Consider the following 17220-nt stretch of genomic DNA (forward strand, 5'->3'; position numbering starts at 1 on the left):
CTGGTCACATTGCCTATATCAGTGATGTATCTTCAGGATGCTATTTAGTGGTTGAATGGCATCCATGACTTGTTTTCTCCGCGATAAGTGAACAGAGCTGTTTGGTCAATTCTCCGTGAGAAATCAGATCCCTGATCGCGTGCATATCTGGATACAGCGCGGTGTCGGTTTCGCGAAACGTCACATGTTGGCGAATTAACGACAGCGTCATTTCCGTTCCCACCGATGCCCGTAGCGGCCGGTGAAACTCAATCGCTTGGCTGGCGCAAAGCAATTCGATTGCCACGATATCGACGGCATTTTCCACGGCCTTTATGGCCTTACGCGCCGATGACACGCCCATGCTGATATGGTCTTCCTGACCAGCGCAGGTGGATACGGTATGCACGCTGGCGGGTGCCGCCAGACTGCGATTATCCCCTGCTAGTGCGGCAGCAACATATGGAGGGATCATCATCCCAGAGTTTGCCCCGTTCTTTCCCATCAGAAAGGCGGGCAGTCCGCTGAGATGTGCATTGGTGATGCGGTCTGAACGCGCTTGTGAGGCAGTGCTGATTTGAGCTATTGCTATGGCCAGCGCGTCGATAGCCAGCGCGAGTGGAGCACCGTGCCCGTTGCCGCCAGGTAAAATAACGAGTTCCCCTTCTTCGATTAAAAACACTGGGTTATCGGTGACGGAATTCAACTCGGTAGTCACGATATGGTGGCAATGCCGCAGTTGGTCGCGTGCTGCCCCGTGGATCTGGGGGATACACCGTAAGCTGAGCGCATCCTGTACTCGATGGTCACGGTAACGTTCAAGAATGTCACTATCACTGAGCAAGTGGCGCAAAATACGCGCCGTTTCCTGCTGTCCATCATGGGGACGAAGTGCATGCAGTCGTGCATCATAACCGCGAGTATTGCCTTTCAGCGCTTCCAAACACATGCCACCTGCCATATCTGCCACAGGTAATAGCTGTTTGAAACCTTGCACTGCCAGACAGGCCAGTGCAGTGATTTCATAGGTTCCGCTAATCAGCGCATGGCCTTCACGCGGCCCTGGAATTCGCGGTGCAATACCCGCCTTTTCCAGTGCCTCGGTGGAGGGTAATCGCTGCCCTTGATACCAACATTGCCCTTCGCCAAACAGAGATAACCCTATGTGCGCGGTGGCAATCAGGTAGCCTACGGAACCACCGGCGGGAGACCAGGGCGTTACCTGATTGTTCAGCATCTGGCCTATCCGCTGCGCAAGTTCCGCGTTAACGCCGCTGTATCCCTGCAAGAGGGATTTCAGCATCACGGCCATCATCGCCCTGACTTCCCGTACCGATAAATCTGGCCCCATCCCGCAAGCATGACTACGCAACATATTCAATTGCACGTCGGCGATTTGGTTAGCTGACAAATGTTCGGTCACCAGATCGCCTACGCCTGTCGTTAAGCCGTAGATGACTTTTCCCTCGGAAATGGCGTTGTGGATATAACGGCTGACGTTATCCATGTGCGCCAGCGCCTCGGGATCAAGCTGTACCCGTGAGCCATCAGCAATGCGCACCAACTCTTCGATCGTGGTTTCGGCTCTGCCTAACGTGACCACATCATGATTCTGCATGGGGAAATGGGTATCTATCGTCATTTCGGAACGGTTCCTTACTTGCTAAGCCCTTGTTTAACGAGCCATTGATGAGCGACATCATCAATACTGACGAATTCAGCGAGTTGCTCGTTCATAGCAATCAAATCTTCTGTGGTTAACTGGGCAGAAATTTTGTTCAGCGTGCTTTCTATGGTCGGGGTCAGTGTGCTACTGGCAACGATAGGCACGATATTCTGCGCGGCAAACAGGTGTTTGGGGTCGCCCAGGACCACGAGGTGATCTTTTTTGATTTCAGGGGTCGTGGAGGTGAGATCAGCGACCTGAATTTGGTTATTTTTCAAGGCGGTAAGCGTCAGCGGACCCGCGACATCAAGGACTTTGAAGCTTTTGAATTGCAGGCCATAAACGTCACGCAGACCAGAAACGCCTTCGTGACGGGTTTTCCACTCAGCTGGGCCGCCAAGCACCAGTTCACCGGCGATGGGTTTAAGATCGTCAATCGTTTTCAGGTTGTATTTGTCAGCGGTCTTTTTTGTCACTGCCAATATATCGCTGTTTTGCGCTGCGGCGGGCGTGAGCATTTTCACTTTTTCCGGCAGCTTTTTCTCCAATTCTCGTATGACATCTTCCGAGCTGTGTGCCTGATTTTTTCCGTCTAAATAGCTCAGCAATGCGCCACTGTATTCTGGGATCACATTAATCGATCCGTCTAACAGTGCGGGAATATAGACTTCACGACTACCGATGTTGAGCTTTTTTTCCACTGGAATATTTTGTGCTTCCAGTGCGCCAGCGTAAATAGTTGCCAGTAGCTGGTTTTCTGGAAAATCCGCCGATCCAATAATCACCTTCTGGTTGGCGTCAGCAGCCCAAACAGAAGAAGCGAAAGACAGAATGGTGGCGCTGAACAACGTGAAATAGCGTTTTTTAATATTCATCTTGTTACCTTCTGTAATAAGGACTAAACGTCATTGATTTTTAGTTCGCCGGGAAATCCCCGGAGAGACTACGAATCTCTCTGAAAGAGAGAAAAATATGTCGATGATCAGGGCCAGCAGAGCAACAAGCACCGCTCCGATCGTCATTTGCGCGAAATCATTTGCTGCCCGCCCGTCAATAATCAGGCGGCCCAATCCTCCGAGAGAAACGTAGGCTGCAATGGTTGCTGTAGAAACGATCTGTAAGGCGGCGCTGCGGATACCTGAAATAATCAGAGGTACCGCACAGGGTAATTCCACCTGAATGAGTAACTGAAGTGGCGTTAGCCCCATTCCTCTTGCGGCATCACGGACGCTGGGATCGACGGAACGAATACCGGTGTGTATCCCGAGCACGATCGGAGGCAGTGCCAGCAGCACCAGCACGATGATGCAGGGCAGGATGAAGGCCATATCTGATTCGAAATACCCCGCGAGCAGGATCACCAGCAAAATAATCAAGCCAAACGAGGGAAGTGACCGCAGGGCGTTTGTGGTGCCGATAAGTAGGGACTCTCCCTTGCCGGTGTGACCGGTATAGCAGCCAATCGGGAAGGCAATGATGATGGCAGTAACCAGTGCCGCAGCGCTGTAACCCACATGCTGTAGCAGGAGGTATGCAATGCCTTCATCGCCGTACCAGTGGCTGAGATCAAAAAACCATTCAGACATTGATTATCCCCTTTTCGGCTGCCAGCGACTCAATGCGCGGGTCATGATTACCACCAGCGAGTCCAGCGCAAAGGCGAGTGCGATACAGAGCACGATCCCTGCGATGATCGGCGTGAGAAACTGCAACTGAAACCCCTGAGTAAATAATGCGCCTAGCTGTGGTACGCCTATCAGCGCTGCGACGGAAACAATGCTGACGTTGGAGACGACCGCAACACGCAACCCAGAACCGATAACTGGTACAGCAAGAGGAAGTTCGATTTGGAGAAACTGCTGCATAGGTTTGTAGCCCAGCGCAAAAGCAGATTGTCGAGTCTCTGTAGAGATCGAATCCAGCCCGTCACACACGGTTCTGACCAGCAAAGCAAAGCTGTAAATGGTTAGCGCCACGACCACATTTATTGGATCGAGAATGCGCGTATTTAATAGTGGCGGTAACAGCACAAATAGCGCCAGCGACGGAACGGTATACAGCAGGCCGAAGAGATTGAGAATGATGCTCTTTGCTTTGGGCATATTGTATATCGCCCAGCCAACGGGAATCGCGAGCAGTAGGCCAATCACAATCGGTGTAACGGACAAATAACAGTGCCACAACAATAGATTAAGGATCTTATCGCTCTGCGCCCACAGCCAGTCAAATCTCATATCGCCTCCTGCGCCATTGACTTACAGGCATCCAGCACACTATCGAGCGTCATTATGCCCATTGGTATGTGTTGTGCGTCGATAACAACGGCTCGATGACAGGGAGAACTCAGTGCGGAGTCCAGTAGTTGACGTAGTGTTCCGTTTTGTGGGTAAAACGTCGCCGCGAGGTTGATATTGTCTGGGGCTATGACATCAATGTGCTGTTGAGTGTCGAACCAACCATAAGCCTTACCTTGCTGCGTCACTAGCAGCCAGCGTTGCGTGGCAATACGCCGCGCTTGCGCCATTGATGAGCCCATTTCGATGGTCGGTTCGAACTGGAGGGCGGCAAGCGATCCAGAGGTGTGAAAACTCAGCTTGCGATAGCCGCGGTCACGACCAATAAAATCGGCGACGAATGCATTGTGCGGCGCATTCAGTAATGTCCCTGGTGCTGCCTGCTGGACTAACTTGCCTCCCGGTTTCAGAACGGCGACCAAATCGCCCAATTTCATTGCTTCGTCGATATCATGAGTGACCATAATGATGGTCTTGCTCACCTCTTTTTGAATACGGAGGAACTCTTCCTGAAGTTGTTCTCGTACTACGGGGTCAACCGCGCTAAAGGGTTCATCCATCAGCATAAATTCAGGGTCAGCGGCGAGAGCTCTTGCCACTCCGACGCGCTGCTGCTGTCCACCAGAGAGTTGCCATGGATATCTTTTGGCAAGCTGTGGGGCGAGCCCTACCACTTCCAGAAGTTCCGCAGCCCGGTTTCTGGCTTTACTCTTTGCAGCACCATTAAGAATGGCGGTCGTGGCGATGTTATCGATGATGTTTTTATGCGGGAATAACCCTGCGTTCTGGATAACGTAGCCAATGCGTCTACGCAGTTGTACGACATCCATTTGTTTGGTCGATTCACCATTGAGCAGGATCGTGCCAGACGACGGTTCAACCAGTCGGTTGATCATTCGTAGTGATGTTGTTTTTCCGCATCCAGACGGCCCCACTAATACGGTAATTTTTCCGCTTGGCGCGGACAAATTCAAACCATCCACCACTACCGAGCCATCGTCATAATGTTTGGTCACGTTATTGAAAGTAATCATCGCTATGCCCTATGGTCATTTTTCTGCTTTACCGATGAAACGGTCGTTATAAAAACGATAGCTATAAACATGTCATACATATCCTTGTATGTACAACTAGCAAATCATATGCCATAACGCAATTTAAAATAGATGGTAAAAAATAAAGTAAATTAAAACATATAATTAGTTTATTTATTAAGTATGTATCATGAAATGTTTGTATGACTACTCCAGGATGATCGATGTATTGTCACGGTTTTAGTTGAGCAAACTCTAGCCTTTTTGCACTAAAATGGTTCGTTTTGACATTTTTTTGCACTTATTTTGGGCGTGATATCAGGTGGTGGTAGATTTTTATTTCATTTTACTCGTGTTTTTTATTTTTAATTTTTTGTTTTATAAGGATAAATCGATAAATAGAACAATGTGGCATTATATGTGCTTATCATGTATATACAATTGTGATGAAAGATAACATCGCATGCTATCAGTGGGTCCATCCACAGCTACCAAAGAAAGAAGGTAAACCGCATGAGTAGTGAATTTTCCCGTTATCGTGATGTTGAAATCCGAGCTCCACGCGGCACAACACTGAATGCCAAAAGTTGGCTTACCGAAGCACCGCTGCGCATGTTGATGAATAATCTCGATCCTGACGTCGCAGAAAACCCAAAAGAGTTGGTGGTATATGGGGGAATAGGGCGAGCAGCGAGAAATTGGGAATGTTTCGATAAAATGGTCGAGGCGTTGAAGCAACTCAACGACGATGAAACGCTGTTAGTGCAGTCAGGAAAACCAGTAGGCGTATTTAAAACGCATACGAATGCGCCCAGAGTGTTGATCGCTAACTCCAATTTAGTACCCCATTGGGCGAACTGGGAACACTTTAACGAATTGGACGCCAAAGGGTTGGCGATGTACGGGCAAATGACGGCGGGATCTTGGATTTATATCGGCAGTCAGGGCATTGTACAGGGAACCTATGAAACCTTCGTGGAAGCGGGACGCCAGCACTATAACGGTACGCTGAAGGGGCGATGGGTGCTAACTGCTGGTCTTGGTGGAATGGGGGGGGCACAGCCATTGGCGGCTACGATGGCGGGTGCTTGTTCCCTGAATATTGAGTGTCAGCAATCGCGTATCGATTTTCGTCTGCGTACCGGATACGTGGACGAGCAAGCGCAGGATCTGGATGACGCACTGGATCGCATCCAGCGGCATACGCGTGCAGGGAAAGCTGTCTCGATTGCGTTGCACGGCAATGCAGCAGAAATTTTACCTGAACTGGTTAAACGCGGTGTTCGGCCAGATATTGTGACCGATCAAACCAGCGCCCACGACCCGTTGAATGGCTATCTTCCCATCGGTTGGGATTGGGGAACGTACCGTGAGCGTGCTCTGATCGAACCTGCTACGGTGATACAGGCGGCAAAAACTTCAATGGCCGAACACGTTAAAGCCATGCTTGCTTTCCAACAGCAGGATATCCCCACCTTCGATTACGGTAATAATATCCGCCAGATGGCGAAAGAGATGGGTGTCAGTAACGCTTTCGATTTCCCTGGTTTTGTCCCTGCCTATATTCGTCCTTTATTTTGTCGTGGTATCGGCCCGTTCCGTTGGGCTGCACTCTCCGGCGATCCGCAAGATATCTATCGCACTGATGAAAAAGTGAAAGCGCTAATCCCTGACGACCTTCATCTGCACCACTGGTTAGATATGGCGAAGGAACGCATCAGTTTTCAGGGTTTACCTGCGCGCATCTGCTGGGTTGGCTTGGGGCAGCGCGCTCGCTTGGGGCTGGCATTTAATGAAATGGTAAGACGTGGCGAAGTCTCCGCACCGATTGTTATTGGCCGCGACCATCTTGATTCCGGCTCTGTCGCTAGCCCTAATCGGGAAACCGAAGCGATGAAAGATGGTTCTGATGCGGTTTCTGACTGGCCGTTGCTGAATGCATTACTCAATACGGCAAGCGGTGCAACCTGGGTTTCTCTGCATCACGGTGGCGGTGTTGGGATGGGATTTTCACAACATTCCGGCATGGTTGTCGTGTGTGATGGCAGCGATGAGGCCGCAGAGCGCATTGCACGGGTATTGAACAACGATCCGGCGACGGGCGTGATGCGTCATGCCGATGCGGGTTATGAGATTGCTATCGACTGCGCGAAAGAGCATGGCTTGAATCTACCGATGCTTACGAAATAAGCCTGGCAGGGTGCGACCACCTTCGCACCGTATCTTCACCGAGAGAGTGCGTATGCGTACCTTATGGCAGCATTGCCAGATTGCTACTATGGCGGATGGCAAATACAACCTGATTAACGATGCGGCATTAATCACCGATGGGCCTACGTTGCTCTGGGTCGGGGAGGCGGCAAAACAGCCCGATATTGCTATTGATCAAGTGTGGGATTTACAGGGCCGTCTGGTAACACCGGGTCTGATTGATTGCCACACGCATAGCGTGTTTGGCGGCGATCGCAGCCAGGAATTTGAAATGCGGCTCAATGGTGCGACCTACGCCGATATCGCTGCGGCAGGAGGGGGCATTATCAGCACGGTCAATGCCACCCGTGAAGCCAATGACCAGCAATTACTGGACAGCGCCCGACAGCGTATTGATGCGCTACGCAAAGATGGCGTCACAACCCTTGAGATTAAGTCAGGCTACGGCCTCAGCTTTGCCGATGAGCGTAAAATACTGCGTGTGATCCGCCAATTGAGCCATGCCATGCCGCTGACTATTTATAGCACCTGCCTGGCCGCCCATGCGCTACCGGTGGAGTATCAAGGCCGTGCCGATGCCTATATCGATGAGATTTGTGAACGTTGGCTCCCCCAATGGCATGCAGAGGGATTGATGGATGCGGTGGATGCATTTTGTGAGCATCTGGCGTTTTCTGTCGCGCAGGTGGAGCGTGTTTTTCTTACTGCGCAGCAGCTTGGACTCCCGGTAAAACTGCATGCAGAACAGCTTTCGCTGCTGCATGGTGCAGGGCTGGCAGCCCGATATAACGCGCTTTCTGCCGATCATCTGGAATATCTCTGCGAAAGCGATATTGCGCTGATGGCACAGCACGGTACGACCGCCGTGCTGCTGCCGGGAGCGTTTTACTTTTTACATGAAAGCAAACGGCCTCCGGTGGAATTGCTGCGCCAGTATCAAGTGCCGATGGCAATTTCCAGCGATCTCAATCCTGGCACGTCGCCGGTTTTATCCTTGCGCCTGATGATGAATATGGCTTGCACGCTATTTGGGCTTACCCCAGAAGAGGCGCTGGCCGGGGTGACATATCATGCTGCTCAGGCGTTGGGGGTAAACGATCAATGTGGTTCATTGCAAGCAGGGAAAGAGGCAAATTTTGTCGTGTGGCAGGTGAATCATCCGGCAGAGTTGTGCTACTGGTTAGGCGGTTCGCTATCCAAGCAGGTTATTTATCAAGGTCAAGAGGTCTGGCATGACTAACGGATTCGAATTACATCAAGGCAGCTTACCGCTGCTAATCAGTATGCCGCATCCCGGCACGTTTTTGACGCCGGAAATCGCCAACAGTTTGACGGCGCGCGCGAAACAGCTTGAGGATACTGACTGGCATATTCCGGCACTATATCAACCGGTTGTTGAGATGGGCGCGAGCGTACTTTGTGCAAATTATTCCCGCTACGTGGTGGATTTAAATCGCTCTGCGGATGACAAGCCTTTGTACAGTACGGCTACCACCGGCCTATTTCCTGGCATTTTTTTTGATGGTGAACCGCTTTTTGAGGCGGGGAAAGCGCCGAATGAGGAGATGAAGGCGGATATTTTACAACATCTGTGGCAGCCTTATCATCAGGCGCTGGCACAAGAACTCGCGCGATTACGCGAAATCTTTGGTTATGCACTGTTGTGGGATGCGCATTCGATAAAATCACTGGTGCCCCGATTATTCGATGGACGCCTGCCAGATCTTAATTTTGGCACAGCTGACGGCGCAAGCTGTGCGCCAGCACTAAGTGCAGCGCTCCTGGCAAGCAGCGAAAAATTCCCACAATACACGAGGGTGTTAAATGGGCGCTTTAAAGGGGGCTATATCACCCGCCATTACGGCAATCCGCAACGGGATGTCCACGCGGTTCAACTTGAAATTTCCCAATGCAACTATATGAATGAACATGACTTTACCTACTCAACGGAAAAAAGTGCAGATTTACAAAAGTGCCTTATTGCGCTGATCAATACCCTGCTTCAGTGGGGAAAGCAGCATTATGGTAAGGCCGCGCAGTCGTAATACTGATATATCAGCGCCTTGATAACGTAGCTCTCGCGTTATTAAGGCAATAGGAACACCGTTGCCAGCCCAAGGAAGATAAAGAAGCCACCGGTATCGGTGATTGCTGTAATCATCACGCTCGAACCGATGGCTGGGTCGCGACCGAGTTTCATCATGATCAGCGGAATGGAGACTCCCATCAGCGCCGCGAGCAGTAAATTCAGTAGAATAGCCAGCATCATCACGCCACCCATAGCGGGGTTGCCATAGAGCAGGAAGGTGACCACGCCCATAATCGTGCCCCATATCACCCCGTTTACTAGCGCAACGCCTAATTCTTTGAGTAGCAGATACGATTTTTTACCGTGCTCAAGTTGATGCAGTGCCAGTGCGCGTACAATCATCGTGATTGTTTGGTTGCCGGTATTCCCACCGATGCCAGCGACAATCGGCATGAGCGTCGCCAGTGCGACCAAATGGGATAGCGTATGCTCAAACAGGCCGATAACCCGCGAGGCAATGAGCGCGGTACAAAGATTGACGGCCAGCCATGCCCAGCGATTGCGGAATGATTTATACACGGGCGCGTAGACATCTTCAGAAGGGGTTAACCCCCCGGAGCGCCGTAGATTACTGTCGCTTTCCCGATTGACTACGTCGACGATATCTTCAATCGTCAGACGCCCCATGAGTTTCCCTTTGCTGTCCACTACGGCGCTGGAGATTAAGTTGTAACGTTCAAAAGCCCCTGCGGCCTCTTCGACTTTATCCTCAGGCTGGAATCTCAGTGGTTGAGCGTCCATAACATCAGTCACTAAAGCATGAGGCGAGTGGAGCAGGATACTGGCCAGCGACAGCTCACCGATCAGCGTGTTTTTGCGATCGGTCACGAACAGTTTGTCCGTGGATTCGGGGATGGTTTTGCGGTAGCGCAGATAGCGCTGTATTGTCGCCAGAGTGACGTCGGCACGCACGGTGATGAGTTTGAAATCCATCATATGGCCGAGGCAATCTTCGTCATAATTGATGGCAGCACGTAGCTGCGCACGTTGCTTTGGCTCAAGTGAGGTCAGTATACGACCGAGCAGATGGCGAGGGACGAGGCGAGAAAGCTGAGCCTGTTCATCCACATCCAGTACCCGAACCGCCCTGAGAATCTCTTTATCCTGCATATCACCGATCAGATCGTCGGAAATGCTGTCGGAGGCCTCAATTAACACACGACCACGTTTCGCTATGGGAATCAGTCGCCAGAGCGCCAGGCGTTCATCCTGCGGTAAAGATTCCAGCAAATCGGCAAGGTCAGCGGCATGTAGCCCGATGATAAGCTGGCTGATTTCTGCGGTTTGGTCGAGCAAGATGCTTTTGTCACGCAGCCCGATTTTGTTGCTTAATACCACTTTGTCGCTTAACGCCGCGTCGTCGCGTTCTGTTGTATGCGGTTGCCGGTTGATAATGTCTTCAACCAGCTCTTTGTTTTCCAACAGCAGAAGGGAGATATGGCGTCGGAGGTCGGTAAGTTTTTTTACACTCGACATAACGTTTTTGTGCTCGATCTGTTTTTTATCCGTGTTTGATTAAACGTAGCGCAAAATCAGTAGATTAAGAATAGGATTACCGGCGAATTGCAGTCTAAAAAAAGTATCGATGTCGGTCTTGCATGTTTTCATGGCGGTTTTTATCTAACGAGAAATCAAGTCGCTTGCTATTTAATTGCTGGCGATATAGAGTCAGTCTCAGAAACGTAACAGGTACCCATGGCAGAGATGATGAACGACAACACTTACAAATTGGATGGACAGCTGTGCTTCGCACTATACTCAGCCAATCTGGCAATGAATAAGCTGTATCGTCGTTTGCTGTCTGAGTTGAATCTGACTTATCCCCAATATCTGGTGATGCTGATACTGTGGGAGCGTGATGGGTTGACGGTATCTGAGTTGGGCGAGCGACTGTATCTGGATTCCGCCACGCTAACCCCTTTGCTCAAGCGGTTACAAAGCGCAGGGTTAGTGGTGCGGAACCGGGGAACCGAAGATGAGCGTCAGGTGCTGATCGGGTTAACCGAAGCAGGTCGGGCACTTCAGCAACAGGCGCGAGCGATTCCTGAAAGCGTGTTTTGTGCGACGGAATGTCATCTTGAGCAGTTGCAGACGATCAAAAAAGATTTAGAGACGCTGCGTAAGAGCCTGATCGAGCATCTTTGATGATTTTGAGCGGTTGCCTTGTGCACCGGGAAATCTGTTAGATAGCCGCTTACTTTTAAGCAATTTATTTTTAACTAATTAAGTGGTGTGCGATTTAATTTTTCGCTATGTAAGTAAGGCCTAAGTAGTATCGCTATTCCCTTAGGACATTTCCTAACAATCTGGAGTCACATTATGTCTATTGAAAAAGTATTATACGTTGCTCATGCCCAAGTTACCGGTGGTCGTGATGGTCGTGCGGTGTCTTCTGATAAAGCGGTTGATGTTAAATTGACGACCCCACGTGAATTGGGCGGCGCAGGTGGTGAGGGAACTAACCCAGAACAGCTGTTCGCCGCGGGCTATTCCGCCTGTTTCCTCGGTGCGATGAAGTTTGTCGGTGCACGTGAGAAAATCGCCGTACCTGCTGATACAACGGTAAACGGTAGTGTAGGCATCGGTGCCATCCCAACAGGATTTGGTATTGAAGTCGAATTGAAAATTTCCCTGCCAGGTATAGATCGCGCAGTGGCTGAAGATCTGGTGCAGAAAGCCCATATCGTTTGCCCCTATTCGAATGCAACGCGTGGCAATATCGATGTGACCCTGACTATCGTCTAAGTCCAGCTTGAAGTAAGCGTATTAACGATCGATAAAACGGTGGCTGCGAAGATTCGCACTGCCGTTTTTTTATTTCTACAGCATATCCTGAATGAGCAATCGCTACAGGCGCGAATAACGGGCATGGGAATGCGAAGGTGGCAAACCAGATGAGGAAAAACACATATTAGGAGAGGACGGGTTAAGCGCTACTCTTTCTGTTTGATGAGTACGGCGGTAGGAAGCAGTAATTGTTCAGCACGCTGCTGCTGTTTGTCTTGATGATGACCAAACGCGGTAATGGTGGAGTAAGCAAAGCGTCCTAAAAGAATGATGAAGCTGATGAGCAAAACGGCACGAGCGATTCGAGAGCTACTTCGTCGCGGGCGTATCGATAATCGTCGTTTGTGGGTAAGCGTGGACATTACCAGTTAATCCTCTGTGAAAGCGAACATTCGCTGTTGTTTATTTAGGCACAAGCCGTAGACGAGGTCAATCAGCCTACGTGAAAAAGATGATGACCGACCCGGTTTTCGCACGTTCGGCGCAAGGAAAGGCGAGTCAGGAGCAAGTGTTAAGAGCGGGGAGCACAAGGGGACAGGGTGGCGACAAAAAACCCGCTCAAAAACAAATAAGCGGGTTGTGTGATCCAAGGGGATTACGCCGTGGTATTGACGTTACGCCCAATCGCCGGATTTGCTGGCAGAGGGGGTAAGGCCTGCAAAATACCTAAAGCAACAGCCTCTTGGCTATCGAGCGCTTTTTTCATCACAAGCGTGCTGGCCTCACTGCTGGTACGCATGTTGCTGAGGTCGGTCGCGAGTGATGCAATCTGTGATACATCCATTTTACTCTCCTTAATTCTGAGTTGGATTGATATCCGGTATATACCCGTCATACTTCAAGTTGCATGTGCGTTGGCCGCGCTACTCAGCACACTTACGTGTGCCTCGCCCCGTAGGGGCCGCTGCAAGCAGCGTTCAAACCTGCCTCCGGCAGATTTGTCACTCACCCGAATCACTTACTTGTGTAAGCTCATCGGGATTAAATGAGAGACATCCTGTCTCTCACCGAAGGCCAGCCGCTGGCTGGTCAAATTCGTTCCCGACAAATTTGTCCTTCTCTTGCCGCCTGCCTGCAACTCGAATTATTTAGGGTATGGAAAGGAAGCGCACCTTTCCATCGAGGTTGCACGATGGTTGGCAAAAATTCTCGCCAGCCATCGTTTTGGTATCGGCCCCATCCCTGTAAACTTTACGCGAACCAAGCCTAACGGACTAGCGCGGTTGCTTGATTTTGCGTCATTGCACCGCCCGGAATTTGTTTTAATTACCACGTAACACATTAAATAATCAGGATTTTTCTTCTTTAATCACCAACTTCCAGCCGGTGATGTCTTGCCAGTATTCCTGTTCCCGTTCCAAATCCAGCTGTACCAGCGTGTTGTTGGTAAAGAAGTCGTATGGGAAGGTTAGCGTCCAATAATTGTCATCGGTATGCAGCTGCAACGATTCTGGCGTTGTCGTGGCCTGACGCTGATTGTTCAACAGCGTGGCAAGGCGCAAGAGTTGTATCATGGGCAAATATTGTTTCTTTTTGAACAGGTTTAGCCGTGGCAACTCTTCCAGTTTGATCGCTTTACGGTGCAATCGCACGATCATTGACAGCACAAGCTGCTGTTCCTGATTGAAACCGGGCAGGTTAGTATTTTGCAGAATATAGGCAGAATGGCGATGCATACCGCTATGATTAATGCCCAATCCTACCTCATGCAGCATGGAAGCCCAGTTTAAGATGGCCTCAAGCTGTGGATGTACCAGACTGGGATTTTGTGTGGCCCATTGCGCATAAAGTTGTTGTGTGGTTTCTCGTACGCGTCGCGCTTGCTCACGGTCGATATTGTAATGGGTCGCCAGGCTCTGCGCGGTACGGATACGAATATCCTGATGGCGGAAACGACCTTCCATTTCGTACAGCACGCCTTCACGCAGCGCGCCATCGGACAGACGTAGCTCTTTGATCGCCAGCGCATCGAAAATACCACACAGAATCGCCAGACCGGGCACCAGCACCGACTGACGATCTTCGGACAGCCCCGGCAGACAGAGCGACTTGAAGTGCTTAAACTGTAAGACCTGTGTGCGTAGCATTTCCAGACGATCGGGGGTAATCAGGCCGTCTTTCTCTCCCATCTCCACCAGAATTTCATGCGTGGCTTTGATCGTTCCCGATGCACCGAGAGCAAATTTCCAACCATAGATGCGGTATTGCCAGGACAGCGTCTCCAGCTTTTGTGCCGCGGCCAGTCGGGCGCGCTTGAAGTTGGTTTCGCTAATTTCACCATTAGGGAAAAACTGCTGTGCGAAGCTGACGCATCCCATACGACGACTTTCAACCAGCATCGGCTCGAAATCTTCACCGATAACCAGCTCCGTGGAACCTCCGCCAATATCGATGACCAGCTTGCGACCTTTCTCCGGTTGTGTATGCTCCACCCCCATAAAAATCAGACGGGCTTCTTCATGGCCGGAAATGATCTCTATTGGATAGGGAATGATATCCACCGCGCGACGCAAAAATTCCTGCGCGTTGGCTGCCTGACGCAGCGCATGCGTTCCGACGATAGAGACGTTCATTGCCGGGAAGCCTTGCAGACGTTCAGCAAACAACGCCAGGCAGCTCAGGCCGCGTTGAATGGCCTCTTCGCTGAGCATGTTTTTGTTATCCAGTCCGTCGGCCAGATGTACCCGCTGTTTTAACCGCCCCAACACTTGAAGTGCACCGTTTACCACGCGTGCGATCACCATGTGAAAACTATTGGAGCCCAGGTCGATAGCCGCGAATTCTTGCGGTTTCATCTCGATTTCTTCATTGTTCGTTAACGGCATTATTCAGGCTTATCTCCAGGTTGCTCCAACGCCTTGATGTAGTCGTAAATGGCATTTTGCGCGCGTACTTTACGCTTGTTACCGCGTGATACATAGCGATTGCTCGACTCTTTATCAATGACACGGGCTTTGACTGTATCGCTGAACAGAATATCCAGCGTTTCCAGCACGCGGTTTTTCAAAATAGGATCAAGGATTTCTACTGCCACTTCAATACGATAATCAATGTTACGTGTCATCCAGTCGGCGGAGGAGAGGTAGACTTTCTTATCCCCGCCGTTGTTGAAGACATACACCCGATCGTGTTCCAGATAGCGGTCAAGAATACTGATGACCTGAATATGTTCACTGATCCCCGGCAAATTGGGGATCAGTGAACACATACCACGTACCAGCAGATTAATTTTCACGCCTGCCGAGGAAGCCTGATACAGCCTTTCTGCCAGCCCTTTATCTACCAGATTATTTACCTTAAGCGTAATGCCTGCATCTCGATTCGCCAGCGCGTTTTCGATCTCGGTATCGATCAGTTGATAAAGTTTGTCGCGTGAGTTTTGCGGTGATACCAACAGGTGCTCGAAACTGACCGGACGGTAGGGGTTTTCGATGAAGTTGAAGACGCGACGGACTTCGTTGGTAATGCGTTCGTCGGCGGTCAACAAAGAGTAATCGGTATACAGGCGGGCGGTTTTCTCGTTGAAGTTACCCGTACCGATGTGCGCGTAACGCACGATGTTTTCCCCTTCCCGGCGGGAAATCAGGAACAGCTTGGCATGAATCTTCAGCCCAGGCACCGAGAAAATAACGTGCACGCCCGCTTCGGTCAGACGCTTGGCCCAGTGAATGTTGGCCTCTTCGTCAAAGCGCGCCTGTAGTTCCACGACCACCGTGACTTTCTTACCATTGTGCGCCGCATGAATCATCGAGGTAATGATGCGCGAGTCTTTGGCAACGCGATAAATATTGATTTTGATAGATAGCACGTTGGGGTCGAAAGACGCTTGTCGCAGCAGTTCTAATACATGTTCAAAGGTGTGATACGGGTAATAGAGCAGGACATCACGCTCACGAATCGCATCAAACCCATTGCGAAATCGGTTGAAACCAGTGTGCCGTAAACGGGGCAAGGATTTGTTAACCAGATTGGCGCGTCCGACGTTCGGGAAAGAAATAAAGTCTTTGAAATTATGATAACGCCCACCGGGGATGACAGAGTCAAAGGACGAGATCCCCAGTTTCTCTTGTAGCATCTTCACCATGGCGTCCGGCATGTCGCGCTGATACACGAACCTTACCGGCTCGGCGGTCAGGCGCTGCTTAAGGCTAGAGGACATAAGCTCTAGCAGGCTGGATTCCATTTCCGTGACCAGGTCGTATTCCGCATCGCGCGTCATCTTCATGGAATACGCGTTCAGCGCATCATAATCAAAGAAGCCCTTGAAGATATCATCCAGACAGTAACGCAGGATGTTATCGATGAGGATCATGGTCTTACGACGGCGTGGCGCTTCCGCAGGCAGGTTGACGAAGCGTGGTATTTTATCTGAAGGAATTTCCAGCAGGGCGTAACTGATCTCGTTGCCACGAATAATTTCGACGGCAAGATAGGTGTAGTCATCCTTCAGGAACTCCACCAAATTGGTCTCGTTAAAGATGAGTATTGGCGTAATATGTGGGCGCAGATATTGCCGGAAGTAGTCCCTCAGCCACTCTTGCTGATTAGGGGAAACCTGACGCTCGTTGACCAAAAAAATCTGGTTACGCGCCATCTCCAGCAGTAGTTCGTTGTAAAGACTGTCAAAAATTTGATCGGTTTTTAATACGCGTGCCTGAATTTTGCCTAACAGGTGCCGCAGATTGCCGTCCAGACCTTGCTCTTCGTTAATCAGAATGCGTCTTTTCAAATCGGCAAAGCGGACTTTATAAAACTCATCAAGATTGCTGGAGTAAATGCCAAGAAAGCGCATGCGTTCGATTAAGGGATTGCTTTTATCTGCTGCTTCCTGAAGTACTCGTTCATTAAAGGATAACCAACTTAATTCTTTCTCTATGTAGAGTTTGTCCTGACCCATTGTCACTCCGCTCAACTCATGTACTGAAGGTTCATCCAATATTCATACCCTTCCGCTGTTGATATAGGGTACAACAACATTATGGCGTGTTGATGACGATACCCGTCATATTTCGAACCGTTTGTGCGTTGGCTGCTCTTAAATACTTGGCCCGTCGTGGGCCTCTCCCTAAAGGATCGCTGCTAGCAGCGCTCAAATCTGCTCCCGACAGATTTGTCACCCTAGTCACTTACTAAAGTAAGCTACCGGGGACTCCCTCGGTT

15 protein-coding genes are annotated in these 17220 nt (G+C 50.3%); 5 read left to right on the plus strand and 10 right to left on the minus strand.

Translation table 11 applies throughout. The features are described 5' to 3' along the window. Positions 1-40: 40 nt before the first annotated feature. From KP22_RS16840 to KP22_RS16860, 5 genes are read right to left on the minus strand one after another with little or no spacing between them, the layout of a single operon-like run. The gene (locus KP22_RS16840; RefSeq protein WP_039325319.1) at positions 41-1597 is read right to left on the minus strand and encodes an HAL/PAL/TAL family ammonia-lyase; all 1557 of its coding nucleotides are present in this window, start codon (positions 1595-1597) and stop codon (positions 41-43) included. Positions 1598-1635: 38 nt separating this feature from the next. Then, positions 1636-2520, minus strand: coding sequence for an ABC transporter substrate-binding protein (locus KP22_RS16845; protein ID WP_039325321.1), 885 nt, complete (start codon positions 2518-2520; stop codon positions 1636-1638). Between the two features lie 30 nt (positions 2521-2550). After that, positions 2551-3231 carry an ABC transporter permease gene (locus KP22_RS16850; RefSeq protein ID WP_039325323.1) on the minus strand — a complete coding sequence of 227 codons (681 nt, stop codon included), beginning with the start codon at positions 3229-3231 and terminating at the stop codon, positions 2551-2553. Between the two features lie 3 nt (positions 3232-3234). Continuing rightward, positions 3235-3879, minus strand: a complete 645-nt coding sequence (locus KP22_RS16855; RefSeq protein ID WP_039306315.1) for an ABC transporter permease — start codon at positions 3877-3879, stop codon at positions 3235-3237. Then, positions 3876-4973 carry an ABC transporter ATP-binding protein gene (locus KP22_RS16860; RefSeq protein ID WP_039306318.1) on the minus strand — a complete coding sequence of 366 codons (1098 nt, stop codon included), beginning with the start codon at positions 4971-4973 and terminating at the stop codon, positions 3876-3878. Before KP22_RS16860 ends, KP22_RS16855 begins: the two co-directional genes overlap by 4 nt. Positions 4974-5486: 513 nt before the next feature. Here KP22_RS16860 and hutU point away from each other — a divergent pair. Genes hutU through hutG form a run of 3 tightly spaced genes read left to right on the plus strand, consistent with a single transcriptional unit; the run spans position 5487 to position 9229 of the window. Continuing rightward, positions 5487-7163, plus strand: a complete 1677-nt coding sequence (hutU, locus tag KP22_RS16865) for a urocanate hydratase (RefSeq protein WP_039306321.1) — start codon at positions 5487-5489, stop codon at positions 7161-7163. A gap of 52 nt (positions 7164-7215) precedes the next feature. Continuing rightward, entirely contained in the window at positions 7216-8424 is a 1209-nt protein-coding gene (hutI, locus tag KP22_RS16870; RefSeq protein WP_039306325.1) for an imidazolonepropionase, read from the plus strand. Beyond that, positions 8417-9229, plus strand: a complete 813-nt coding sequence (gene hutG / locus KP22_RS16875) for an N-formylglutamate deformylase (RefSeq protein WP_039306327.1) — start codon at positions 8417-8419, stop codon at positions 9227-9229. The genes hutI and hutG overlap by 8 nt, the downstream gene beginning before the upstream one ends. 41 nt (positions 9230-9270) lie before the next feature. Here the strand turns inward: hutG and mgtE are convergent, their stop codons facing one another. Further along, the gene (gene mgtE / locus KP22_RS16880; RefSeq protein ID WP_039306330.1) at positions 9271-10749 is read right to left on the minus strand and encodes a magnesium transporter; all 1479 of its coding nucleotides are present in this window, start codon (positions 10747-10749) and stop codon (positions 9271-9273) included. 219 nt (positions 10750-10968) lie between these two features. On the opposite strand from mgtE, the gene KP22_RS16885 reads away from it, so the two are divergent. After that, positions 10969-11418: a MarR family winged helix-turn-helix transcriptional regulator gene (locus KP22_RS16885; RefSeq protein WP_039325325.1), complete on the plus strand. Its 450-nt coding sequence runs from the start codon at positions 10969-10971 to the stop codon at positions 11416-11418. A gap of 174 nt (positions 11419-11592) precedes the next feature. Next, positions 11593-12018 carry an organic hydroperoxide resistance protein gene (locus KP22_RS16890; RefSeq protein ID WP_039325327.1) on the plus strand — a complete coding sequence of 142 codons (426 nt, stop codon included), beginning with the start codon at positions 11593-11595 and terminating at the stop codon, positions 12016-12018. 188 nt (positions 12019-12206) lie between these two features. On the opposite strand, the gene KP22_RS16895 is transcribed toward KP22_RS16890, so the two are convergent. The 4 genes from KP22_RS16895 to ppk1 form a co-directional block, all read right to left on the minus strand. Further along, positions 12207-12422 (minus strand): YfgG family protein, encoded by a 216-nt coding sequence (locus tag KP22_RS16895; protein WP_039306339.1) that lies wholly within the window; start codon positions 12420-12422, stop codon positions 12207-12209. A gap of 233 nt (positions 12423-12655) precedes the next feature. Continuing rightward, positions 12656-12844, minus strand: a complete 189-nt coding sequence (locus KP22_RS16900) for a YjfB family protein (RefSeq protein WP_039306342.1) — start codon at positions 12842-12844, stop codon at positions 12656-12658. Positions 12845-13349: 505 nt separating this feature from the next. Further along, positions 13350-14885, minus strand: coding sequence for an exopolyphosphatase (gene ppx, locus KP22_RS16905; RefSeq protein ID WP_039325329.1), 1536 nt, complete (start codon positions 14883-14885; stop codon positions 13350-13352). Beyond that, positions 14885-16957, minus strand: a complete 2073-nt coding sequence (gene ppk1 / locus KP22_RS16910; RefSeq protein ID WP_039325331.1) for a polyphosphate kinase 1 — start codon at positions 16955-16957, stop codon at positions 14885-14887. The genes ppx and ppk1 overlap by 1 nt, the downstream gene beginning before the upstream one ends. Positions 16958-17220: the final 263 nt, after the last annotated feature.

The organism is Pectobacterium betavasculorum (assembly GCF_000749845.1).
Lineage (GTDB): Bacteria > Pseudomonadota > Gammaproteobacteria > Enterobacterales > Enterobacteriaceae > Pectobacterium > Pectobacterium betavasculorum.

Coding starts and splice junctions, on each gene's coding strand:
- KP22_RS16840 (WP_039325319.1), bottom strand. CDS start 1,597: ATGCAGAATCATGATGTGGTCACGTTAGGCAGAGCCGAAACCACGATC.
- KP22_RS16845 (WP_039325321.1), bottom strand. CDS start 2,520: ATGAATATTAAAAAACGCTATTTCACGTTGTTCAGCGCCACCATTCTG.
- KP22_RS16850 (WP_039325323.1), bottom strand. CDS start 3,231: ATGTCTGAATGGTTTTTTGATCTCAGCCACTGGTACGGCGATGAAGGC.
- KP22_RS16855 (WP_039306315.1), bottom strand. CDS start 3,879: ATGAGATTTGACTGGCTGTGGGCGCAGAGCGATAAGATCCTTAATCTA.
- KP22_RS16860 (WP_039306318.1), bottom strand. CDS start 4,973: ATGATTACTTTCAATAACGTGACCAAACATTATGACGATGGCTCGGTA.
- hutU (WP_039306321.1), top strand. CDS start 5,487: ATGAGTAGTGAATTTTCCCGTTATCGTGATGTTGAAATCCGAGCTCCA.
- hutI (WP_039306325.1), top strand. CDS start 7,216: ATGCGTACCTTATGGCAGCATTGCCAGATTGCTACTATGGCGGATGGC.
- hutG (WP_039306327.1), top strand. CDS start 8,417: ATGACTAACGGATTCGAATTACATCAAGGCAGCTTACCGCTGCTAATC.
- mgtE (WP_039306330.1), bottom strand. CDS start 10,749: ATGTCGAGTGTAAAAAAACTTACCGACCTCCGACGCCATATCTCCCTT.
- KP22_RS16885 (WP_039325325.1), top strand. CDS start 10,969: ATGGCAGAGATGATGAACGACAACACTTACAAATTGGATGGACAGCTG.
- KP22_RS16890 (WP_039325327.1), top strand. CDS start 11,593: ATGTCTATTGAAAAAGTATTATACGTTGCTCATGCCCAAGTTACCGGT.
- KP22_RS16895 (WP_039306339.1), bottom strand. CDS start 12,422: ATGTCCACGCTTACCCACAAACGACGATTATCGATACGCCCGCGACGA.
- KP22_RS16900 (WP_039306342.1), bottom strand. CDS start 12,844: ATGGATGTATCACAGATTGCATCACTCGCGACCGACCTCAGCAACATG.
- ppx (WP_039325329.1), bottom strand. CDS start 14,885: ATGCCGTTAACGAACAATGAAGAAATCGAGATGAAACCGCAAGAATTC.
- ppk1 (WP_039325331.1), bottom strand. CDS start 16,957: ATGGGTCAGGACAAACTCTACATAGAGAAAGAATTAAGTTGGTTATCC.